Consider the following 16,458-nt stretch of genomic DNA (forward strand, 5'->3'; position numbering starts at 1 on the left):
ATTATCTTTTTATTCTAACTGTAAATGGTGTAAGTTTTTTCATTATTTTAGTATTCATAAATAAGTGATATTAAAATGAGAGAAGACTTTCTGCATTACCTTTGGAAGCATAAGAAAATAGATGTTTTAAATCTTCGCACTACAAATAATGAGGAGATTCAAATCATAAATGGAGGCCAATATTTAGAAACGGCTGGTCCGGATTTTTTTAATGCTCAAATTACCATAGGCAATCAAAAATGGGCTGGTAATGTCGAAATACATTTGAAATCTTCAGATTGGTATGTGCACAATCACGAGCGCGATGAATCCTACGAAAATGTAATTTTACATGTTGTATGGGAACATGATACCGATATTTACAGGAAGGATAATAGTATTATTCCGGTCTTGGAATTGTGTAATTATGTAGATCACCATCTTCTTCAAAAATACCAATCGCTAATCGCTCCTAAGTCGTGGATATTTTGTGAGAAAGATATTCATTCAATAGATAGTTTTGCCTTAAACAATTGGCGGGAACGACTCTTTTTAGAACGTTTAGAACGTAAGGTACAGCCTATATTCGATTTATTGGAACAAACTAATAATGATTGGGAAGGTGTCCTCTTTTGTATGTTAGCAAAAAATTTCGGATTGAATACTAATGGAGAATCTTTTTTTAACATGGCAAGCAGGATACCATTTTCGATCATTCGAAAAGAATCCTTTGATGTGATCAATCTCGAAGCTCTGTTTTATGGCGCAACGGGATTACTGGAGGATGATAAGGAAGATGTGTACTATAGAGATCTAAAAGTGCGATATGATTATTTAGTGCACAAGTATCAGTTAGAAATTAGTAGTTGCAATAAGCTGCAATTTTTTAAACATAGACCAGATAATTTCCCAACCATTCGATTAGCACAATTAGCAAGTTTATACCATCATCAGTCTAATTTGTTTTCGCAGCTTATTGATATTACTAGTACGCTTGGGATTTACAGTATTTTTGATGTAACGGTTTCGGATTATTGGACGAACCATTATGTTTTTGATAAAGTTAGTCCAGATAAAAAGAAAAAAATATCTCATTCTTTTATCGATTTGATCCTCGTAAATACAATTATTCCGTTACAGTTTGCCTATGCTAAAAGCCAAGGTAAGGAAGTTCTTGAAGATCTAATTGCACTACTTAATCATGTTTCTACGGAGAAAAATATTATTGTTGAAAGGTTCTCAAACCTAGGTATTAAGTCTAATACTGCTTTTGATTCACAATCATTACTACAGTTAAAAAATGAGTATTGTAATAAATCGTTGTGTCTTAAGTGTAGTATTGGAACTATATTGCTAAAAAATGATTCACTTTAATTTTGTCTATCTAAGTTAGATTAATGTATTTTTGTATTATATAGTAGCTAAAAATGAGTCAAAAAACACCAAGAGTAATAAAGCTAAAGTTTTTCTTTGAGAAATACGGATTTCACGTTTCCTCTCGTCTCGCTGATAGTTTAGGAATGCGAGTTACTAGTGTGCGATTGTTTTTTATTTATGTGTCTTTTGTTACAGCGGGTTTGTGGTTTGGAGTTTATTTAACGTTAGCTTTTTGGATAAAACTCAAAGATTTAATTAGAGCAAAAAGAACTTCTGTTTTTGATTTATAAATACTTATAAAAATAAAAAGGGACTAAAAGCTTAATGCTTTTAGTCCCTTTTTATTTTGGGTAGAGATGTACTACTTATTATTTTTTGTTTGGATTATTTAAAATACTATTTCTTTTACCGTACAAGAAATAGATTACAACTCCAATAATCATCCAAATAGCTAGTCTTTCCCAACTTACAATAGGTAAACCTGCCATCAAAATTAAACAGATGATAACTCCTATAATAGGAAATACAGGTACAAATGGTACTCTGAACCCTCTTTCTGCATCGGGGTTTGTTTTTCTCATAACAATAACTCCAATACATACAAGTGCAAATGCAAATAGTGTTCCGATACTTACCATGTGGCCAAGGTCTGATACAGGAACAAAACCAGCAAATATACTTACAAAAATCATAAAAAGAAGGTTTGTTTTATATGGAGTTCTGTTTTTTGCATGTAGTGTACTGAAAAATTTTGGTAGTAGTCCATCAACACTCATACTGTAGAAAACTCTACTTTGTCCCATTAACATTACTAGCATTACGGAGGTGTATCCTGCAATAATTGCAATAGTTAAGGCTGAGTTTAGAAATGTATAACCTGTTTTAGCAAAAGCAGTAGTAACAGGGCTAGCATCTCCTTTAAAGTTTAGGTAATTTTCTAAACCAGTTAAAACAAAAGCAAAAAGAACGTATAAAATGGTACAGATAATTAGTGACCCTAAGATACCAATAGGCATTCCTTTTTGCGGGTCTTTAGCTTCCTGGGCAGCAGTTGATACAGCATCAAAACCAATGAAAGCAAAAAATACAACTCCAGCACCTCTAAGGATACCACTCCAGCCGTAGTGTCCGAAATAATCGCTGCTAAAGAAATTCAAAAAGGACATTTTTCCTGAATTCATTAATTCTTCACCTTCGTTTACTGGAATGAAAGGAGTGTGGTTTGCTCCATCGATGAAACCCCATCCTAAAGCAATGAATACAACAACAACAGTTACTTTTAGGATAACCAAAATATTGTTTATCAAAGCAGATTCTTTCGTTCCTCTAATTAATAGTAGAGAAAGAAGACAAATGATTAATATTGATGGTAAATTGATGATTCCTGGAGTAGCATCCCAAGGTCCATGGAGTATGGACTGTGGAATATGAAATCCATATTGCCCCAAAAATTTATCTACATATTGAGACCAACTGACCGCTACAGTGGCTGCTCCCAAAGCATATTCAAGAACTAAATCCCAACCAATAATCCATGCTACAAATTCCCCCATTGTTGCATAAGAATAGGTGTAGGCGCTACCTGCAACAGGAATCATAGAAGCAAATTCTGCATAACAAAGTCCTGCAAAAGCACATCCAACTGCAGCCAGTATAAATGATAAAGTTACTGCCGGACCGGCATTATCTGCTGCTGCTATTCCAGTTAATGAAAATAGACCAGCACCAATTATAGCTCCAACTCCAAGAGCAACAAGGGATCTTGCTGATAATGTTCTTTTCAGACCTTTTTCGTCTTCTGAAGCTTCATTTAGTAAAACCGAGAGTGGTTTTGTTTTCCAAATTGACATATATTTATTGGTTTAATTGTTATAAGTGGTCAAATGTATTATTATATTATAAAAAATAAAAATAATTATAGAATTTAAAATCGAAAATAAATTTTAAAACTCTATTGAATATTTTTATAATGTGTAATTATTTCATTTATTTAATTGTAATTCCTTATAAACCATCTTAATTTACTAGTAAATAGTAGTAATCTTTTTTTTAAATTTAACCCTATTTGTCTTTTATATTTTATAATTTTAAACGTGGGCAATTGTACCAGTGCTATTCGCTTTAATTGCGATAGTAATTTAAGCGAATTTATATATGGATTTAAAAAGCGTTGTTACTTATTTTAGATTTTCTAAAGAGCAATCTGCTGGTGTTTTGTCTTTATTTGTAGTCGTTATTGTTTTGCAATTTTGCAATTTTTATTTGGATTTTGGAAAAGATGTAGAGGATGATCCAAATAAACAATCGTGGATGGCAAACCAAATTGTTATTGATTCTTTAAAAAATTCCTATTCAAGAGCAGTACCTAAAGTGTATCCTTTCAATCCTAATTTCATTTCAGATGCCAAAGGCTATAGGCTGGGTATGTCTATTGATGAAATTGATCGCTTGTTAGCTTATCGTAAGTTAAATAAATACGTTAATTCGGCTAATGAATTTCAAGAAGTAACTTTAGTTTCGGATTCGTTATTGCGTTCAATTAGTCCTTATTTTAAATTTCCAGATTGGGTTAAGAATAAAAAATTTTCTACGTACAAGAAGTATGAGAATCATATTGGATTTGCCAAGACAGAAAAAATAGTTTTAAAGGATATTAATTCTGCAACCCCAGAAGATTTAATAAAAGTGTATGGTGTGGGTCAAGTTTTATCTGAAAGAATTATAAAGTTAAGGGAAACTGTTGGTGGAATAGTATCGATGGATCAAATGAGTGATGTTTGGGGATTGTCTCCGGATGTTATTGACAAGATTAAATTGTCATTTAAAGTCATAACAATACCCGTTGTCAAAAAAATAGATATAAATAACGCATCCGTAAAGGAACTAGGGCAGTTTTTGTATTTTAAAAATGGTTTAGCTCGGGAAATTGTTATTTATCGTAGTATGAACGGAGATTTTACAAATATTGAGGATTTAACAAAAATAAAGGGCTTTCCTGTTGAAAAGAGAAATATAATTGCTTTATATTTGGACTTTCGTTAGAGATGCGTAATTTTGAGGTTACTGGGCAGCTATGTTGCTTCTGCAATGGGACTGTTTTAGGAAAGAAAAATCCATCATTGTAAATATTCTACGATTAATGATATAGTGGCTCGCATAATTGAGAGCAGTTTTGTTATTTTAAATTAATTTTCAAAAATTATAAGTTATATGAATTCAAGTTATTTTACCGAAGAGCATCAATCGTTTAGAGAGAGTTTGAGAGGTTTTTTAGTTAAAGAAGTGGTTCCGCATATTGAGAAGTGGGAAAAAACCGGCACCATTGAACGTTTTATATGGAAAAAATTTGGTGACATGGGGTTTTTCGGAATTTCATATCCAGAAGCATACGGAGGTTTAAATTTAGATTTATTTTACACCGTTATATTTTTAGAGGAACTTCAAAAGATTAAATCTTCCGGTTTTGCTGCTGCAATGTGGGCTCATGCTTACTTGGCAATGACGCATTTAAACGCGGAAGGCGATGAAAGAATTAAGCAAGATTATTTAGCCCCAAGTATAGCGGGGGATTTGATAGGGGCGTTGTGTATTTCTGAGCCTTTTGGAGGTAGTGATGTGGCAGGTATGCGTACTAATGCTATTAAAAAAGGAGATAAGTATGTTTTAAATGGTTCTAAAACATTTATTACTAACGGTGTTTATGCTGACTATTATATTGTTGCTGCTAAAACAGATTTAGAGGCAGGTAATAAAGGGATTAGTATCTTTTTAGTTGATACTAAAACACAAGGTGTCTCGGCGACTAAACTAGATAAGTTAGGTTGGAGAGCTTCTGATACTGCTGAAATTGCATTTGATAATGTTGAAATTCCGTTAGAGAATTTGATGGGAGAAGAAGGGAAAGGGTTTCCTTATATCATGCAGCATTTTGCTTTAGAGCGTCTGATTATGGCTATTAATGGTCATGCAAGAGCAGAATATGCTTTAGAGTATACCATTGATTATATGTCACAACGTGAAGCATTTGGAACTACAATTGATAAATTTCAGGCTTTAAGACATACTATAGTCGAACATGCAACTGAGGTAGAACATTGTAAGGTGTTTAATTATGCGGCTGTGGCTCGTTTAGACAAGGGAGAGTATGTAGTGAAAGAAGCCACTATGGCTAAATTAAAGTCGACTAAAGTAGCTGACGAGGCAATTTACAGCTGCCTGCAAATGTTGGGTGGATACGGTTATATGGAGGAATATCCTTTGGCCCGTTTGTTACGAGATAGTCGTTTAGGTCCTATTGGTGGGGGAACTTCAGAGATTTTGAAGGAGATTCTATCAAAAATGATCATCGATAAACAAAATTACAAGCCAGCGGTTAAATAAGAAATTATTTTATATCGCATTAATAAGAGAGTCAATAGTTATTTATTGACTCTTTTTTTGTGTGAAGGATAGTAGTGAAAATCCTTTAGGAAGCTTTGCTTACTAAAAGATTGTAGCGGATAGCCTGACGGCAAAGGCAAGAGTCTGGTGAAGTAATAAGGTGATTTTGCCGGCACACCTAAAATATTTTGCAATTCATAGGTTGTAAGTCAAAATATTGATTACTTTTGCACACTTAACGAAAGGGGGTGTCAATATTATGTTAATTATACCAATTAAAGACGGAGAAAATATAGATAGAGCATTAAAGCGCTACAAAAGAAAGTTTGATAAAACAGGAACTGTTCGTCAACTAAGAGCACGTACAGCTTTTATTAAGCCTTCTGTAAAAAATAGAATCAAAATTCAAAAAGCTGCTTACATCCAAAACATGAAAGACGGTTTAGAGAGTTAAGATTATCTTTTTAGATTAAATACATGCCGTTAGTCATTAAAGTTTTTTAACTTTGAGGCTAACGGTTTTTTATTTTTATGATTACTTCCACAGTTGCATTTCGAGATTATTTAGAAAAGGAAAAAAAATATTCTCTTCATACGGTAAGTGGTTACTTGAGAGACATAAAGAGTTTTGCTGATTACAATGAGATTCATTATGGTGAAAGTGAAATTGATAAAGCTAATTATTCTCAAATTAGAGCTTGGATTGTTTCGCTTGTCGATGAAGGTAAGTCTACTGTTTCGGTTAATAGGAAAGTGTCTTCGTTGAAGGCTTTTTATAAATTTTTATTAAAGAGTAAACAAATCCGCCTAAGTCCATTAATGAAGCATAAGGCTTTGAAAACAGCGACTATACTTCAGATCCCTTTTTCCGAGAAAGAAGTTGCTTTGGCCTTATCTCTATATAGTAGGCCTGTAGGGTTTGAGCAAACAAGGAATAACCTTATAGTTGATTTGTTTTATACCACCGGGATTAGACGGGCTGAATTGATTCATCTTAAGATAAGCGATATTGATTTTTCGGGTGAATTAATAAAAGTTTTAGGAAAACGTAATAAAGAACGTTTGGTTCCGATTTTACCTGTTTTAATTGAGCGCCTCTTAGTGTATAAAAGCGAGAGGGCTTTGCTAGAGAGTGTTGTGGATTTAGACTATTTTTTTCTATCTAAAAAAGGGGTAAAACTAAATGAATCCTTTGTTTATCGTTTAATAAATACTTACTTTAGTGCAGTCTCTGATAAAGTAAAAAAGAGTCCGCATATCTTAAGGCATACGTTTGCGACTCATTTACTAAATAATGGAGCTGATTTGAATTCGGTTAAGGAGTTACTAGGTCATGCTAGTTTAGCGTCTACACAAGTTTATACGCATAGTAGTTTGTCTGAGCTCAAAAAGGTGTATAAACAATCGCATCCTAGAAGTAAGTAGTAATTCTGTTGTAATTAATCTTTTAAAAAATATTTATTATGAAAGTAAATGTTCATGCTGTTAACTTTTCAGTTGACGCTAAGCTAGTGGGTTTTATTCAAGAAAGAATGGATAAGTTAGAAAAGTACTATGACAAAGTCGTTTCTGCCGATGTGTATTTGAAAGTCGAAAACACAAGCGATAAAGAAAATAAGATTGCAGAAATAAAGATAAATGTTCCAGGTGATGATTTTGTTGTAAAAAAACAGTGCAAAAGCTTTGAGGAGGCGATAGAATTAGTTGCCGATTCATTAGAAAGATTGTTGGTAAAAAGAAAAGAAAAAATAAGAACACATATATAATGTAAATTTTTTTAAAAAAATGTTTTGATTCAGAGATAAAATCTATACATTTGCAGTCCGTTAGAAATAGCGGACTTTTTTATTGAATTGCCAGCGTAGCTCAGTTGGCTAGAGCAGCTGATTTGTAATCAGCAGGTCGTGGGTTCGAGTCCCTCCGCCGGCTCTACTGAAACTGAGGTTTTTGAAATGATGTAAGGCAATAAAAAAGAGGGGAGATACTCAAGCGGCCAACGAGGGCAGACTGTAAATCTGCTGTGTAAACTTCGCAGGTTCGAATCCTGCTCTCCCCACAATAAGAATGCTAGAGTCGCTTCTAGATTCTAAGAACTCTGCCGGTGTAGCTCAGGGGTAGAGTGCTTCCTTGGTAAGGAAGAGGTCTCGGGTTCAATTCCCGACATTGGCTCAAGTAAGTAAGAGATTGAAATTAAATATATAAATAGATTAAAAATTAAGTAAAATGGCAAAAGAAACCTTTAACCGTAACAAGCCCCACTTAAACATTGGTACAATTGGGCACGTGGATCACGGAAAAACTACATTAACTGCAGCGATAACTAAAGTGTTATCTGATGCTGGTTACTGTCAAGCAAAATCATTTGATCAAATTGATAATGCTCCAGAAGAAAAAGAAAGAGGTATTACAATTAATACATCACACGTTGAGTATGAAACTGCTAACCGTCACTACGCACACGTTGACTGTCCAGGTCACGCGGATTACGTAAAGAACATGGTTACTGGTGCTGCTCAAATGGATGGTGCTATCCTTGTTGTAGCTGCAACTGATGGACCAATGCCACAAACACGTGAGCACATCCTTTTAGGTCGCCAAGTAGGTATTCCTAGAATGGTAGTTTTCATGAACAAAGTGGATATGGTTGATGATGCTGAGCTTTTAGAGCTAGTTGAAATGGAAATCAGAGACTTATTGTCTTTCTACGAATATGATGGTGACAACTGTCCAGTTATTCAAGGATCTGCTTTAGGAGGGTTGAATAATGACGCTGCATGGGTACCAAAAATTCTTGAATTGATGGCTGCTGTTGATGAGTGGATTGAAGAGCCGGTACGTGATACTGAGAAGCCTTTCTTGATGCCTGTTGAAGATGTGTTTACAATTACTGGTCGTGGAACTGTAGCTACAGGTCGTATCGAAACTGGTATTGCTAATACAGGAGATGCAGTTGAAATCATTGGTATGGGAGCTGAAAAATTAACTTCTACTATTACAGGAGTTGAGATGTTCCGTAAAATCCTTGATAGAGGTGAAGCAGGAGATAACGTAGGTTTATTGTTAAGAGGTGTTGATAAAGAGTCTATCAAAAGAGGAATGGTTATCATTAAGCCAGGTTCAGTAAAACCACACGCTACTTTCAAAGCTGAGGTTTATATCTTGAAAAAAGAAGAAGGTGGACGTCATACTCCATTCCATAATAACTACCGTCCACAGTTTTACGTACGTACAACTGACGTGACAGGAGTTATTACTTTACCAGAAGGAGTAGAGATGGTAATGCCAGGAGACAACTTAACTATTAATGTAGCTTTATTAAGCCCAATCGCGATGAGTGTTGGTTTACGTTTCGCTATCCGTGAAGGTGGTAGAACAGTAGGTGCTGGTCAAGTAACTGAGATTGTAGGATAATTTCCTAAAAATTATATAAAGCCAGTTGATGTTTATATTTTAAGCATCGCTGGCTTTCAATACGGGCGTAGTTCAAGGGTAGAATAGCGGTCTCCAAAACCGTTGATGGGGGTTCGAATCCCTCCGCCCGTGCAAAAAAAAATATCATAATGGCAAGAATTTTAAATTACATATCAGAAGCATTTGAAGAATTAAAGTCAAATGTAACATGGCCAGAGTGGGCTGAAGTGCAAAGGCTGACTATTGTTGTTGCTGTCTTTTCAGTGTTATTTGCATTGGCTACATGGGGAGTAGATGAGTTTTTTGCAAAAGCTTTATCTAATTTTTTTAACTGGATAAAAGCTTAATTCTTGTTATGGCAGATAATAATGTTAAAAAATGGTATGTAGTTCGAGCTGTTAGTGGGCAAGAGAATAAAGTGAAAGCTTACATAGAAACTGAAATTTCTAGATTAGAGATGGAAGATTATGTTTCTCAAGTTCTAGTTCCTACAGAGAAAGTGGTATCTGTAAAAGATGGCAAGAAGTTAATCAAGGAAAAAGTATATTTTCCTGGTTATGTTATGATAGAGGCTAACCTAGTTGGTGAGATTCCTCACATTATAAAATCGATAACTAGTGTTATTGGTTTTTTGGGTGAAATAAAAGGCGGTGAGCCAGTTCCTTTGAGATTGTCAGAAGTTAATAGGATGTTAGGTAAGGTTGATGAGTTAGCTGTAAATACTGATAACCGTGCTATTCCTTTTAATCTTGGGGAAACTATCAAAGTAATTGATGGTCCTTTTAATGGATTCAACGGTACTGTTGAAAAAATCAATGAAGAAAAGCGTAAGCTAGAAGTAATGGTGAAGATTTTCGGAAGAAAAACTCCGCTTGAACTTAGTTTTATGCAAGTTGAAAAAGTATAATTTTTTGTTACACATATAATATCCATAACAATCGCTTCCATTGATTGTTGTGTTAAATTTTTTAAAAAATGGCTAAAGAAATTAGTAAAGTAGTTAAACTACAAGTTAAGGGAGGTGCTGCGAACCCGTCGCCACCGGTTGGACCTGCTTTAGGAGCTGCTGGTGTTAATATCATGGAATTCTGTAAGCAATTTAATGCTAGAACTCAAGATAAACCCGGCAAAATATGCCCAGTACAAATTACTGTGTATAAAGACAAATCTTTTGATTTTGTTATTAAGACTCCTCCAGCAGCGGTTCAGTTATTGGATGCTGCGAAGCTAAAATCTGGTTCTGGTGAGCCTAATCGTAAAAAAGTAGCTAGTGTTACTTGGGAACAAATTAGAGCTATTGCTGAAGACAAGATGCCAGACTTAAACTCTTTCACTATTGAGAAAGCGATGAGTATGGTTGCTGGAACAGCTAGATCTATGGGTATAACTGTATCAGGAGACGCTCCTTTTTAATTAAGAGAAAGACATGGCAAAATTGACAAAAAAGCAAAAAGAGGCTGCTTCAAAAATTGAAAAGAACAAACTATATTCTTTAAAGGATGCTGCGGCATTAATAAAAGTTATAGCTTCTGCAAAATTTGATGAGTCTGTTGATATCGCGGTACGTTTGGGTGTAGATCCAAGAAAAGCGAATCAAATGGTAAGAGGTGTAGTAACATTACCTCATGGTACTGGTAAAGATGTAAAAGTATTAGCATTAGTAACTCCAGATAAAGAAGCGGAAGCTTTAGCTGCTGGGGCTGATTATGTTGGTCTTGATGATTACCTTCAAAAAATAAAAGATGGTTGGACAGATGTTGATGTAATTATCACGATGCCAGCTGTTATGGGGAAATTAGGTCCATTAGGTCGTATTTTAGGACCAAGAGGTTTAATGCCTAACCCTAAAACAGGTACAGTAACTATGGATGTTGCTAAAGCTGTAGCAGAGGTAAAAGCTGGTAAAATTGACTTTAAAGTTGATAAAACTGGAATTGTACATGCTGGAATTGGTAAAGTTTCTTTTGGAGCTGAGCAAATCTATGAAAATGCACACGAAATTATTCAAACATTAATCAAACTTAAACCAACTGCTGCTAAAGGTACCTACATTAAAGGTATTCACCTTACAAGCACTATGAGTCCTGCAATTGCATTGGACCCTAAAGCAGTATAATTGGTAGTTAAAAATTTTTAGTATGACTAGAGAAGAAAAATCAATCGCGATTGAAGATTTAACTGCACAGTTAGCTGGTACAAATATTATCTATGTATCTGATATTTCTGGATTAAATGCAGAGATGACTTCAAACTTGAGAAGAGCTTGTTACAAAGCAGGTATTAAATTAGAAGTTGTTAAAAATACATTGCTTGCAAAAGCTATGGAAGTTTCTGATAATGATTATGGTGATTTACCTTCAGTTTTGACTGGTAATAGTGCTATCTTTATTTCAGATGTCGCTAACGCTCCTGGTAAAATCATTAAGGATTTCAGAAAAAAATCGGCAAAACCTGTATTGAAAGGGGCTTATATTAATTCTGAAGTTTATATTGGTGATGATCAATTAGATGCATTAGCTACAATTAAATCTAAAGAAGAGCTTATTGGAGAAATCATTGGATTACTTCAGTCACCAGCACAAAGAGTTATTTCTGCTTTGCAGAACCAATTTGCTGGGAGCGAAGAAGTAGAGGCATAATTAAACAAGACATAAGTTTTGTATTAAACACGCGCACAATAAATAAATTATATTTTCACAAATCATTTTAAAACGATAGAAAAAATGGCAGATTTGAAACAATTCGCAGAACAATTAGTTAACCTTACAGTAAAAGAAGTTAACGAATTAGCAACAATATTAAAAGATGAATACGGAATCGAACCAGCTGCTGCAGCTGTAGTAGTATCAGGTGGTGGAGAAGCTGCTGCTGAAGAAGCTCAAACTGAATTCACAGTAATCTTAAAAGAAGCTGGTGCTTCTAAATTAGCTGTTGTGAAAATGGTAAAAGAACTTACAGGTTTAGGTTTGAAAGAAGCTAAAGATGTAGTTGATTCTGCTCCAAGTACAGTTAAAGAAGGTGTATCTAAAGATGAGGCTGAAGGTCTTAAAAAATCATTAGAAGAAGCTGGAGCTGTAGTTGAGCTTAAATAGTTAAACTTAGTTTAAAGAATAAGGTTTAGGTCTTGGGTTTAGTCGCCCAAAGACCTAAACCATTTTTCGTATAACAAAAGTCTGTCTTGTTTATTGAATAATAAGCCATGATAGCAAACATATTTTATTCCATTACGAGGAAAAAAAATTGACAGGTAATAAGAAAGTAGTTATCTTAAATTGATTTTTAAAGATGTAATGGTTCTAAAATTAAACTATAAATAGGACCTATTTATAGTAATAAAAATTACTTTTTAATCAAAATTTTGTCCATTGATGATAACAAATCAGACTGAAAGATTGAATTTTGCCTCTACAAAAAACATTCCTGCATATCCAGATTTTCTTGATGTTCAGGTTAAATCTTTTCAAGATTTTTTTCAATTAGAAACTAAATCTGACGAAAGAGGCAATGAAGGACTTTACAACACCTTCATGGAAAATTTTCCAATTACAGATACAAGAAACAACTTTGTATTGGAATTTCTTGACTACTTTGTTGATCCACCTCGTTATACAATTCAAGAGTGTATCGAAAGAGGTTTAACACACAGTGTACCTTTAAAAGCTAGATTAAAACTGTACTGTACAGATCCAGAGCACGAAGACTTTGAAACTATTGTTCAAGATGTATATCTTGGTACAATTCCTTACATGACGCCAAGCGGAACATTTGTTATAAATGGTGCTGAACGTGTTGTTGTTTCTCAGTTGCACAGATCACCAGGGGTTTTCTTTGGTCAGTCTTTTCACGCTAATGGTACTAAACTATATTCTGCAAGAGTAATTCCTTTTAAGGGATCTTGGATAGAATTTTCTACAGATATTAATAGTGTAATGTACGCTTATATCGACAGAAAGAAAAAATTACCTGTTACTACTTTATTCCGTGCAATTGGTTTTGAAAGAGACAAGGATATCCTTGAAATTTTCGACCTAGCTGAAGAAATTAAGGTTTCTAAAACAGGACTTAAAAAATATATCGGTAGAAAATTAGCTGCTCGTGTATTGAACACATGGCACGAAGATTTCGTAGATGAAGATACTGGTGAAGTAGTTTCTATTGAACGTAACGAAATAATCCTTGATAGAGATACAATTATCGACAAAGATAATGTAGAAGAAATCATTGATTCTAACGTTAAATCTATTTTGTTACACAAAGAAGATGCTAATCAAGCTGATTATGCTATCATCCATAACACGTTACAAAAGGATCCAACAAACTCTGAAAAAGAAGCTGTTGAGCATATTTACAGACAATTGCGTAACGCAGAACCGCCTGATGAAGAAACTGCTCGTGGTATTATTGATAAATTATTCTTTTCTGACCAACGTTACAATTTAGGTGAAGTAGGTCGTTATAGAATGAATAAAAAATTACAGTTGGATATCCCAATGGAAAAGCAAGTGCTTACCAAAGAAGATATCATAACTATCGTTAAGTATTTAATTGAGTTGATTAATGCGAAAGCAGATATTGATGATATTGATCACTTATCAAACCGTCGTGTTAGAACAGTTGGTGAACAATTGTCTCAACAATTCGGTGTTGGTTTAGCTCGTATGGCTAGAACTATTCGTGAGAGAATGAACGTTAGAGATAACGAGGTGTTTACACCAATCGATTTGATTAATGCTAAAACATTATCGTCGGTTATTAACTCTTTCTTTGGTACTAACCAGTTGTCTCAATTTATGGATCAAACGAATCCACTAGCTGAGATAACACACAAGAGAAGATTATCTGCACTTGGACCAGGTGGACTTTCGAGAGAAAGAGCTGGATTTGAGGTTCGTGACGTTCACTATACGCACTACGGACGTTTATGTCCTATTGAGACACCAGAGGGACCAAACATTGGTTTGATTTCATCTCTTGGAGTTTATGCTAAAGTAAACGGAATGGGATTCATTGAAACTCCTTACCGTAAAGTAACTAATGGTGTTGTAGATTTAGAAGCTACACCTATTTACTTAAGTGCTGAAGAAGAAGAAGGAATGTTGATCTCTCAAGCAAATATTGAGATGGATGATTCTGGAAAAATACTTGCAGAAAACGTAATTGCTCGTCAAGAAGGGGATTTCCCTGTTATTGATCCTGCAAAAGTGGATTATGCGGATGTTGCTCCTAACCAAATTGCTTCAATTTCTGCGTCTCTTATTCCTTTCTTGGAACATGATGATGCGAATAGAGCGTTGATGGGATCTAACATGATGCGTCAGGCCGTACCATTAATTCGTCCTGAAGCACCAATTGTTGGAACTGGTTTAGAGCGTCAAGTAGCTTCTGACTCTAGAGTATTAATAAATGCTGAAGGGCATGGTACTGTAGAATATGTTGATGCTAATATTATCACTATCAAATATGATCGTTCTGAAGAAGAAAGAATGGTTAGTTTTGAAAACGATGATAAGACATACAACCTAATCAAGTTTAGAAAAACCAATCAAGGAACTAGTATTAACTTGAAGCCTATCGTAAGAAAAGGGGATAGAGTTATTCCTGGACAGGTTTTGTCTGAAGGATATGCTACTCAAAACGGAGAGCTAGCTTTAGGTCGTAACTTAAAAGTGGCCTTTATGCCATGGAAAGGGTACAACTTTGAGGATGCTATCGTTATTTCTGAGAAAGTGGTTCGTGATGATATTTTTACTTCTATTCACGTGGATGATTATTCACTTGAGGTTAGAGATACTAAATTGGGTAATGAAGAGTTGACTAATGACATTCCTAACGTTTCTGAAGAGGCTACTAAAGACTTAGATGAAAATGGAATGATTAGAATTGGTGCCGAGGTTAAACCTGGTGATATTCTTATCGGAAAAATTACTCCAAAAGGAGAATCAGATCCTACTCCAGAAGAGAAATTGCTTCGTGCAATCTTTGGGGATAAAGCAGGTGATGTAAAAGATGCTTCATTAAAAGCGTCTCCTTCTTTACACGGTGTAGTTCTTGACAAAAAATTATTCGCGAGAGCGGTAAAAGATAAACGTAAACGTACACAAGATAAAGATGCTTTAGGCGCTTTAGAAATGGAGTTCGAAACTAAATTTGTTGAATTAAAAGACAAATTAGTAGAGAAACTTTTCTTAATCGTAAACGGAAAAACTTCTCAAGGTGTAATGAATGATTTGGGTGAAGAAGTTTTACCAAAAGGTAAAAAATACACTCAAAAAATGCTTTATGCTGTTGAAGATTTTGCTCACTTAAGCAAAGGACAATGGGTAGCTGACGATGCAACTAATAAAATGGTGAATGAATTAATTCATAACTATAAAATTAAGTTGAATGACCTGCAAGGTTCTTTACGTAGAGAGAAATTCACGATTACTGTAGGTGATGAATTACCAGCAGGAATCTTGAAATTAGCAAAAGTTTATATCGCTAAGAAACGTAAGTTGAAAGTAGGGGATAAAATGGCTGGACGTCACGGTAACAAAGGTATTGTTGCTCGTATCGTTCGTCATGAAGATATGCCTTTCCTTGAAGACGGAACACCAGTTGACATTGTGTTGAACCCACTTGGGGTACCTTCACGTATGAACATTGGTCAAATTTATGAGACTGTTTTAGGATGGGCTGGTATGAACTTGGGTAGAAAATTTGCTACTCCAATTTTTGACGGTGCTTCATTAGATCAAATCAATGAATTGACTGACGAAGCTGGAATTCCACGTTTTGGACATACACACCTTTACGATGGTGGTACAGGAGAGCGTTTCCATCAAGCAGCAACTGTTGGTGTGATCTATATGTTAAAATTAGGACACATGGTTGATGATAAGATGCACGCACGTTCTATTGGGCCATACTCATTAATTACGCAACAACCTTTAGGTGGTAAAGCGCAATTTGGAGGTCAGCGTTTTGGAGAGATGGAGGTTTGGGCACTTGAGGCTTATGGAGCATCAAGTACACTACGCGAAATCTTGACAGTGAAGTCTGATGATGTTATTGGTAGAGCTAAAACTTACGAAGCAATCGTAAAAGGAGAGTCTATGCCAGAACCAGGATTACCTGAATCATTCAATGTATTAATGCATGAATTGAAAGGTCTTGGGTTAGATATTAGATTAGAAGAATAAATAAGTTTTGTTAGTAGTAGAGATGCGATTTATCGCGTCTCTACTTTAACATTTAAATAAGTTTTTAGGATTTAGACCCGTAAACCGTTCCGATTTTTTATACAGATTTTAATTTGTGTAACTAGCGCTT

At 34.8% G+C, this 16,458-nt stretch carries 16 protein-coding genes and 4 tRNA genes; 19 read left to right on the forward strand and 1 reads right to left on the reverse strand.

The window, feature by feature from the left end; all coding sequences use genetic code 11:
- Positions 1 to 75: 75 nt before the first annotated feature.
- Together H8R22_RS05835 and H8R22_RS05840 are read left to right on the forward strand one after the other, a co-directional pair.
- On the forward strand, positions 76 to 1,353 hold the full coding sequence (locus H8R22_RS05835) for a DUF2851 family protein (RefSeq protein ID WP_187008499.1): 1,278 nt from the start codon (positions 76 to 78) through the stop codon (positions 1,351 to 1,353).
- 53 nt (positions 1,354 to 1,406) lie between these two features.
- Complete coding sequence (locus H8R22_RS05840) at positions 1,407 to 1,646, forward strand: PspC domain-containing protein (RefSeq protein WP_187008498.1); 240 nt, start codon at positions 1,407 to 1,409, stop codon at positions 1,644 to 1,646.
- 78 nt (positions 1,647 to 1,724) lie between these two features.
- On the opposite strand, the gene H8R22_RS05845 is transcribed toward H8R22_RS05840, so the two are convergent.
- Complete coding sequence (locus H8R22_RS05845; RefSeq protein WP_187008497.1) at positions 1,725 to 3,206, reverse strand: amino acid permease; 1,482 nt, start codon at positions 3,204 to 3,206, stop codon at positions 1,725 to 1,727.
- A gap of 304 nt (positions 3,207 to 3,510) precedes the next feature.
- On the opposite strand from H8R22_RS05845, the gene H8R22_RS05850 reads away from it, so the two are divergent.
- From H8R22_RS05850 to rpoB, 17 genes are all read left to right on the forward strand, one after another.
- Entirely contained in the window at positions 3,511 to 4,398 is an 888-nt protein-coding gene (locus H8R22_RS05850; protein ID WP_187008496.1) for a ComEA family DNA-binding protein, read from the forward strand.
- Positions 4,399 to 4,566: 168 nt separating this feature from the next.
- Positions 4,567 to 5,736 (forward strand): acyl-CoA dehydrogenase family protein, encoded by a 1,170-nt coding sequence (locus tag H8R22_RS05855; protein WP_187008495.1) that lies wholly within the window; start codon positions 4,567 to 4,569, stop codon positions 5,734 to 5,736.
- 259 nt (positions 5,737 to 5,995) lie between these two features.
- On the forward strand, positions 5,996 to 6,190 hold the full coding sequence (gene rpsU / locus H8R22_RS05860; protein WP_072959426.1) for a 30S ribosomal protein S21: 195 nt from the start codon (positions 5,996 to 5,998) through the stop codon (positions 6,188 to 6,190).
- 77 nt (positions 6,191 to 6,267) lie between these two features.
- Positions 6,268 to 7,161 carry a tyrosine-type recombinase/integrase gene (locus tag H8R22_RS05865; protein WP_187008494.1) on the forward strand — a complete coding sequence of 298 codons (894 nt, stop codon included), beginning with the start codon at positions 6,268 to 6,270 and terminating at the stop codon, positions 7,159 to 7,161.
- Between the two features lie 38 nt (positions 7,162 to 7,199).
- A complete protein-coding gene (gene hpf, locus H8R22_RS05870) occupies positions 7,200 to 7,502 on the forward strand; it encodes a ribosome hibernation-promoting factor, HPF/YfiA family (protein ID WP_187008493.1) in 303 nt (100 codons plus the stop codon).
- 89 nt (positions 7,503 to 7,591) lie between these two features.
- Positions 7,592 to 7,665, forward strand: a tRNA-Thr gene (locus tag H8R22_RS05875).
- Positions 7,666 to 7,711: 46 nt separating this feature from the next.
- Positions 7,712 to 7,792 (forward strand) — tRNA-Tyr (locus tag H8R22_RS05880).
- Between the two features lie 41 nt (positions 7,793 to 7,833).
- A tRNA-Thr gene (locus H8R22_RS05885) sits at positions 7,834 to 7,905 on the forward strand.
- A 54-nt stretch (positions 7,906 to 7,959) separates the two neighbouring features.
- Positions 7,960 to 9,147, forward strand: coding sequence for an elongation factor Tu (gene tuf, locus H8R22_RS05890; RefSeq protein ID WP_187008492.1), 1,188 nt, complete (start codon positions 7,960 to 7,962; stop codon positions 9,145 to 9,147).
- A gap of 61 nt (positions 9,148 to 9,208) precedes the next feature.
- Positions 9,209 to 9,279: transfer RNA gene (locus H8R22_RS05895), tRNA-Trp, on the forward strand.
- A 17-nt stretch (positions 9,280 to 9,296) separates the two neighbouring features.
- The gene (secE, locus tag H8R22_RS05900; RefSeq protein WP_187008491.1) at positions 9,297 to 9,494 is read left to right on the forward strand and encodes a preprotein translocase subunit SecE; all 198 of its coding nucleotides are present in this window, start codon (positions 9,297 to 9,299) and stop codon (positions 9,492 to 9,494) included.
- An 8-nt stretch (positions 9,495 to 9,502) separates the two neighbouring features.
- A complete protein-coding gene (nusG, locus tag H8R22_RS05905) occupies positions 9,503 to 10,054 on the forward strand; it encodes a transcription termination/antitermination protein NusG (RefSeq protein ID WP_187008490.1) in 552 nt (183 codons plus the stop codon).
- Positions 10,055 to 10,122: 68 nt separating this feature from the next.
- Positions 10,123 to 10,560, forward strand: coding sequence for a 50S ribosomal protein L11 (gene rplK, locus H8R22_RS05910; protein ID WP_187008489.1), 438 nt, complete (start codon positions 10,123 to 10,125; stop codon positions 10,558 to 10,560).
- 13 nt (positions 10,561 to 10,573) lie between these two features.
- Complete coding sequence (gene rplA / locus H8R22_RS05915) at positions 10,574 to 11,263, forward strand: 50S ribosomal protein L1 (RefSeq protein WP_187008488.1); 690 nt, start codon at positions 10,574 to 10,576, stop codon at positions 11,261 to 11,263.
- Positions 11,264 to 11,285: 22 nt separating this feature from the next.
- Entirely contained in the window at positions 11,286 to 11,786 is a 501-nt protein-coding gene (gene rplJ, locus H8R22_RS05920) for a 50S ribosomal protein L10 (protein ID WP_187008487.1), read from the forward strand.
- Between the two features lie 84 nt (positions 11,787 to 11,870).
- Positions 11,871 to 12,239 carry a 50S ribosomal protein L7/L12 gene (rplL, locus tag H8R22_RS05925; protein ID WP_187008486.1) on the forward strand — a complete coding sequence of 123 codons (369 nt, stop codon included), beginning with the start codon at positions 11,871 to 11,873 and terminating at the stop codon, positions 12,237 to 12,239.
- 276 nt (positions 12,240 to 12,515) lie between these two features.
- On the forward strand, positions 12,516 to 16,328 hold the full coding sequence (rpoB, locus tag H8R22_RS05930; protein WP_187008485.1) for a DNA-directed RNA polymerase subunit beta: 3,813 nt from the start codon (positions 12,516 to 12,518) through the stop codon (positions 16,326 to 16,328).
- Positions 16,329 to 16,458 lie beyond the last annotated feature (130 nt).

The organism is Flavobacterium kayseriense, assembly GCF_014305095.1.
Classification (GTDB): Bacteria; Bacteroidota; Bacteroidia; order Flavobacteriales; family Flavobacteriaceae; genus Flavobacterium; species Flavobacterium kayseriense.

Bases quoted from the DNA above. Each gene is read 5' to 3' on its own strand.
- H8R22_RS05835 (WP_187008499.1), top strand. From the start codon at position 76: ATGAGAGAAGACTTTCTGCATTACCTTTGGAAGCATAAGAAAATAGAT.
- H8R22_RS05840 (WP_187008498.1), top strand. From the start codon at position 1,407: ATGAGTCAAAAAACACCAAGAGTAATAAAGCTAAAGTTTTTCTTTGAG.
- H8R22_RS05845 (WP_187008497.1), bottom strand. From the start codon at position 3,206: ATGTCAATTTGGAAAACAAAACCACTCTCGGTTTTACTAAATGAAGCT.
- H8R22_RS05850 (WP_187008496.1), top strand. From the start codon at position 3,511: ATGGATTTAAAAAGCGTTGTTACTTATTTTAGATTTTCTAAAGAGCAA.
- H8R22_RS05855 (WP_187008495.1), top strand. From the start codon at position 4,567: ATGAATTCAAGTTATTTTACCGAAGAGCATCAATCGTTTAGAGAGAGT.
- rpsU (WP_072959426.1), top strand. From the start codon at position 5,996: ATGTTAATTATACCAATTAAAGACGGAGAAAATATAGATAGAGCATTA.
- H8R22_RS05865 (WP_187008494.1), top strand. From the start codon at position 6,268: ATGATTACTTCCACAGTTGCATTTCGAGATTATTTAGAAAAGGAAAAA.
- hpf (WP_187008493.1), top strand. From the start codon at position 7,200: ATGAAAGTAAATGTTCATGCTGTTAACTTTTCAGTTGACGCTAAGCTA.
- tuf (WP_187008492.1), top strand. From the start codon at position 7,960: ATGGCAAAAGAAACCTTTAACCGTAACAAGCCCCACTTAAACATTGGT.
- secE (WP_187008491.1), top strand. From the start codon at position 9,297: ATGGCAAGAATTTTAAATTACATATCAGAAGCATTTGAAGAATTAAAG.
- nusG (WP_187008490.1), top strand. From the start codon at position 9,503: ATGGCAGATAATAATGTTAAAAAATGGTATGTAGTTCGAGCTGTTAGT.
- rplK (WP_187008489.1), top strand. From the start codon at position 10,123: ATGGCTAAAGAAATTAGTAAAGTAGTTAAACTACAAGTTAAGGGAGGT.
- rplA (WP_187008488.1), top strand. From the start codon at position 10,574: ATGGCAAAATTGACAAAAAAGCAAAAAGAGGCTGCTTCAAAAATTGAA.
- rplJ (WP_187008487.1), top strand. From the start codon at position 11,286: ATGACTAGAGAAGAAAAATCAATCGCGATTGAAGATTTAACTGCACAG.
- rplL (WP_187008486.1), top strand. From the start codon at position 11,871: ATGGCAGATTTGAAACAATTCGCAGAACAATTAGTTAACCTTACAGTA.
- rpoB (WP_187008485.1), top strand. From the start codon at position 12,516: ATGATAACAAATCAGACTGAAAGATTGAATTTTGCCTCTACAAAAAAC.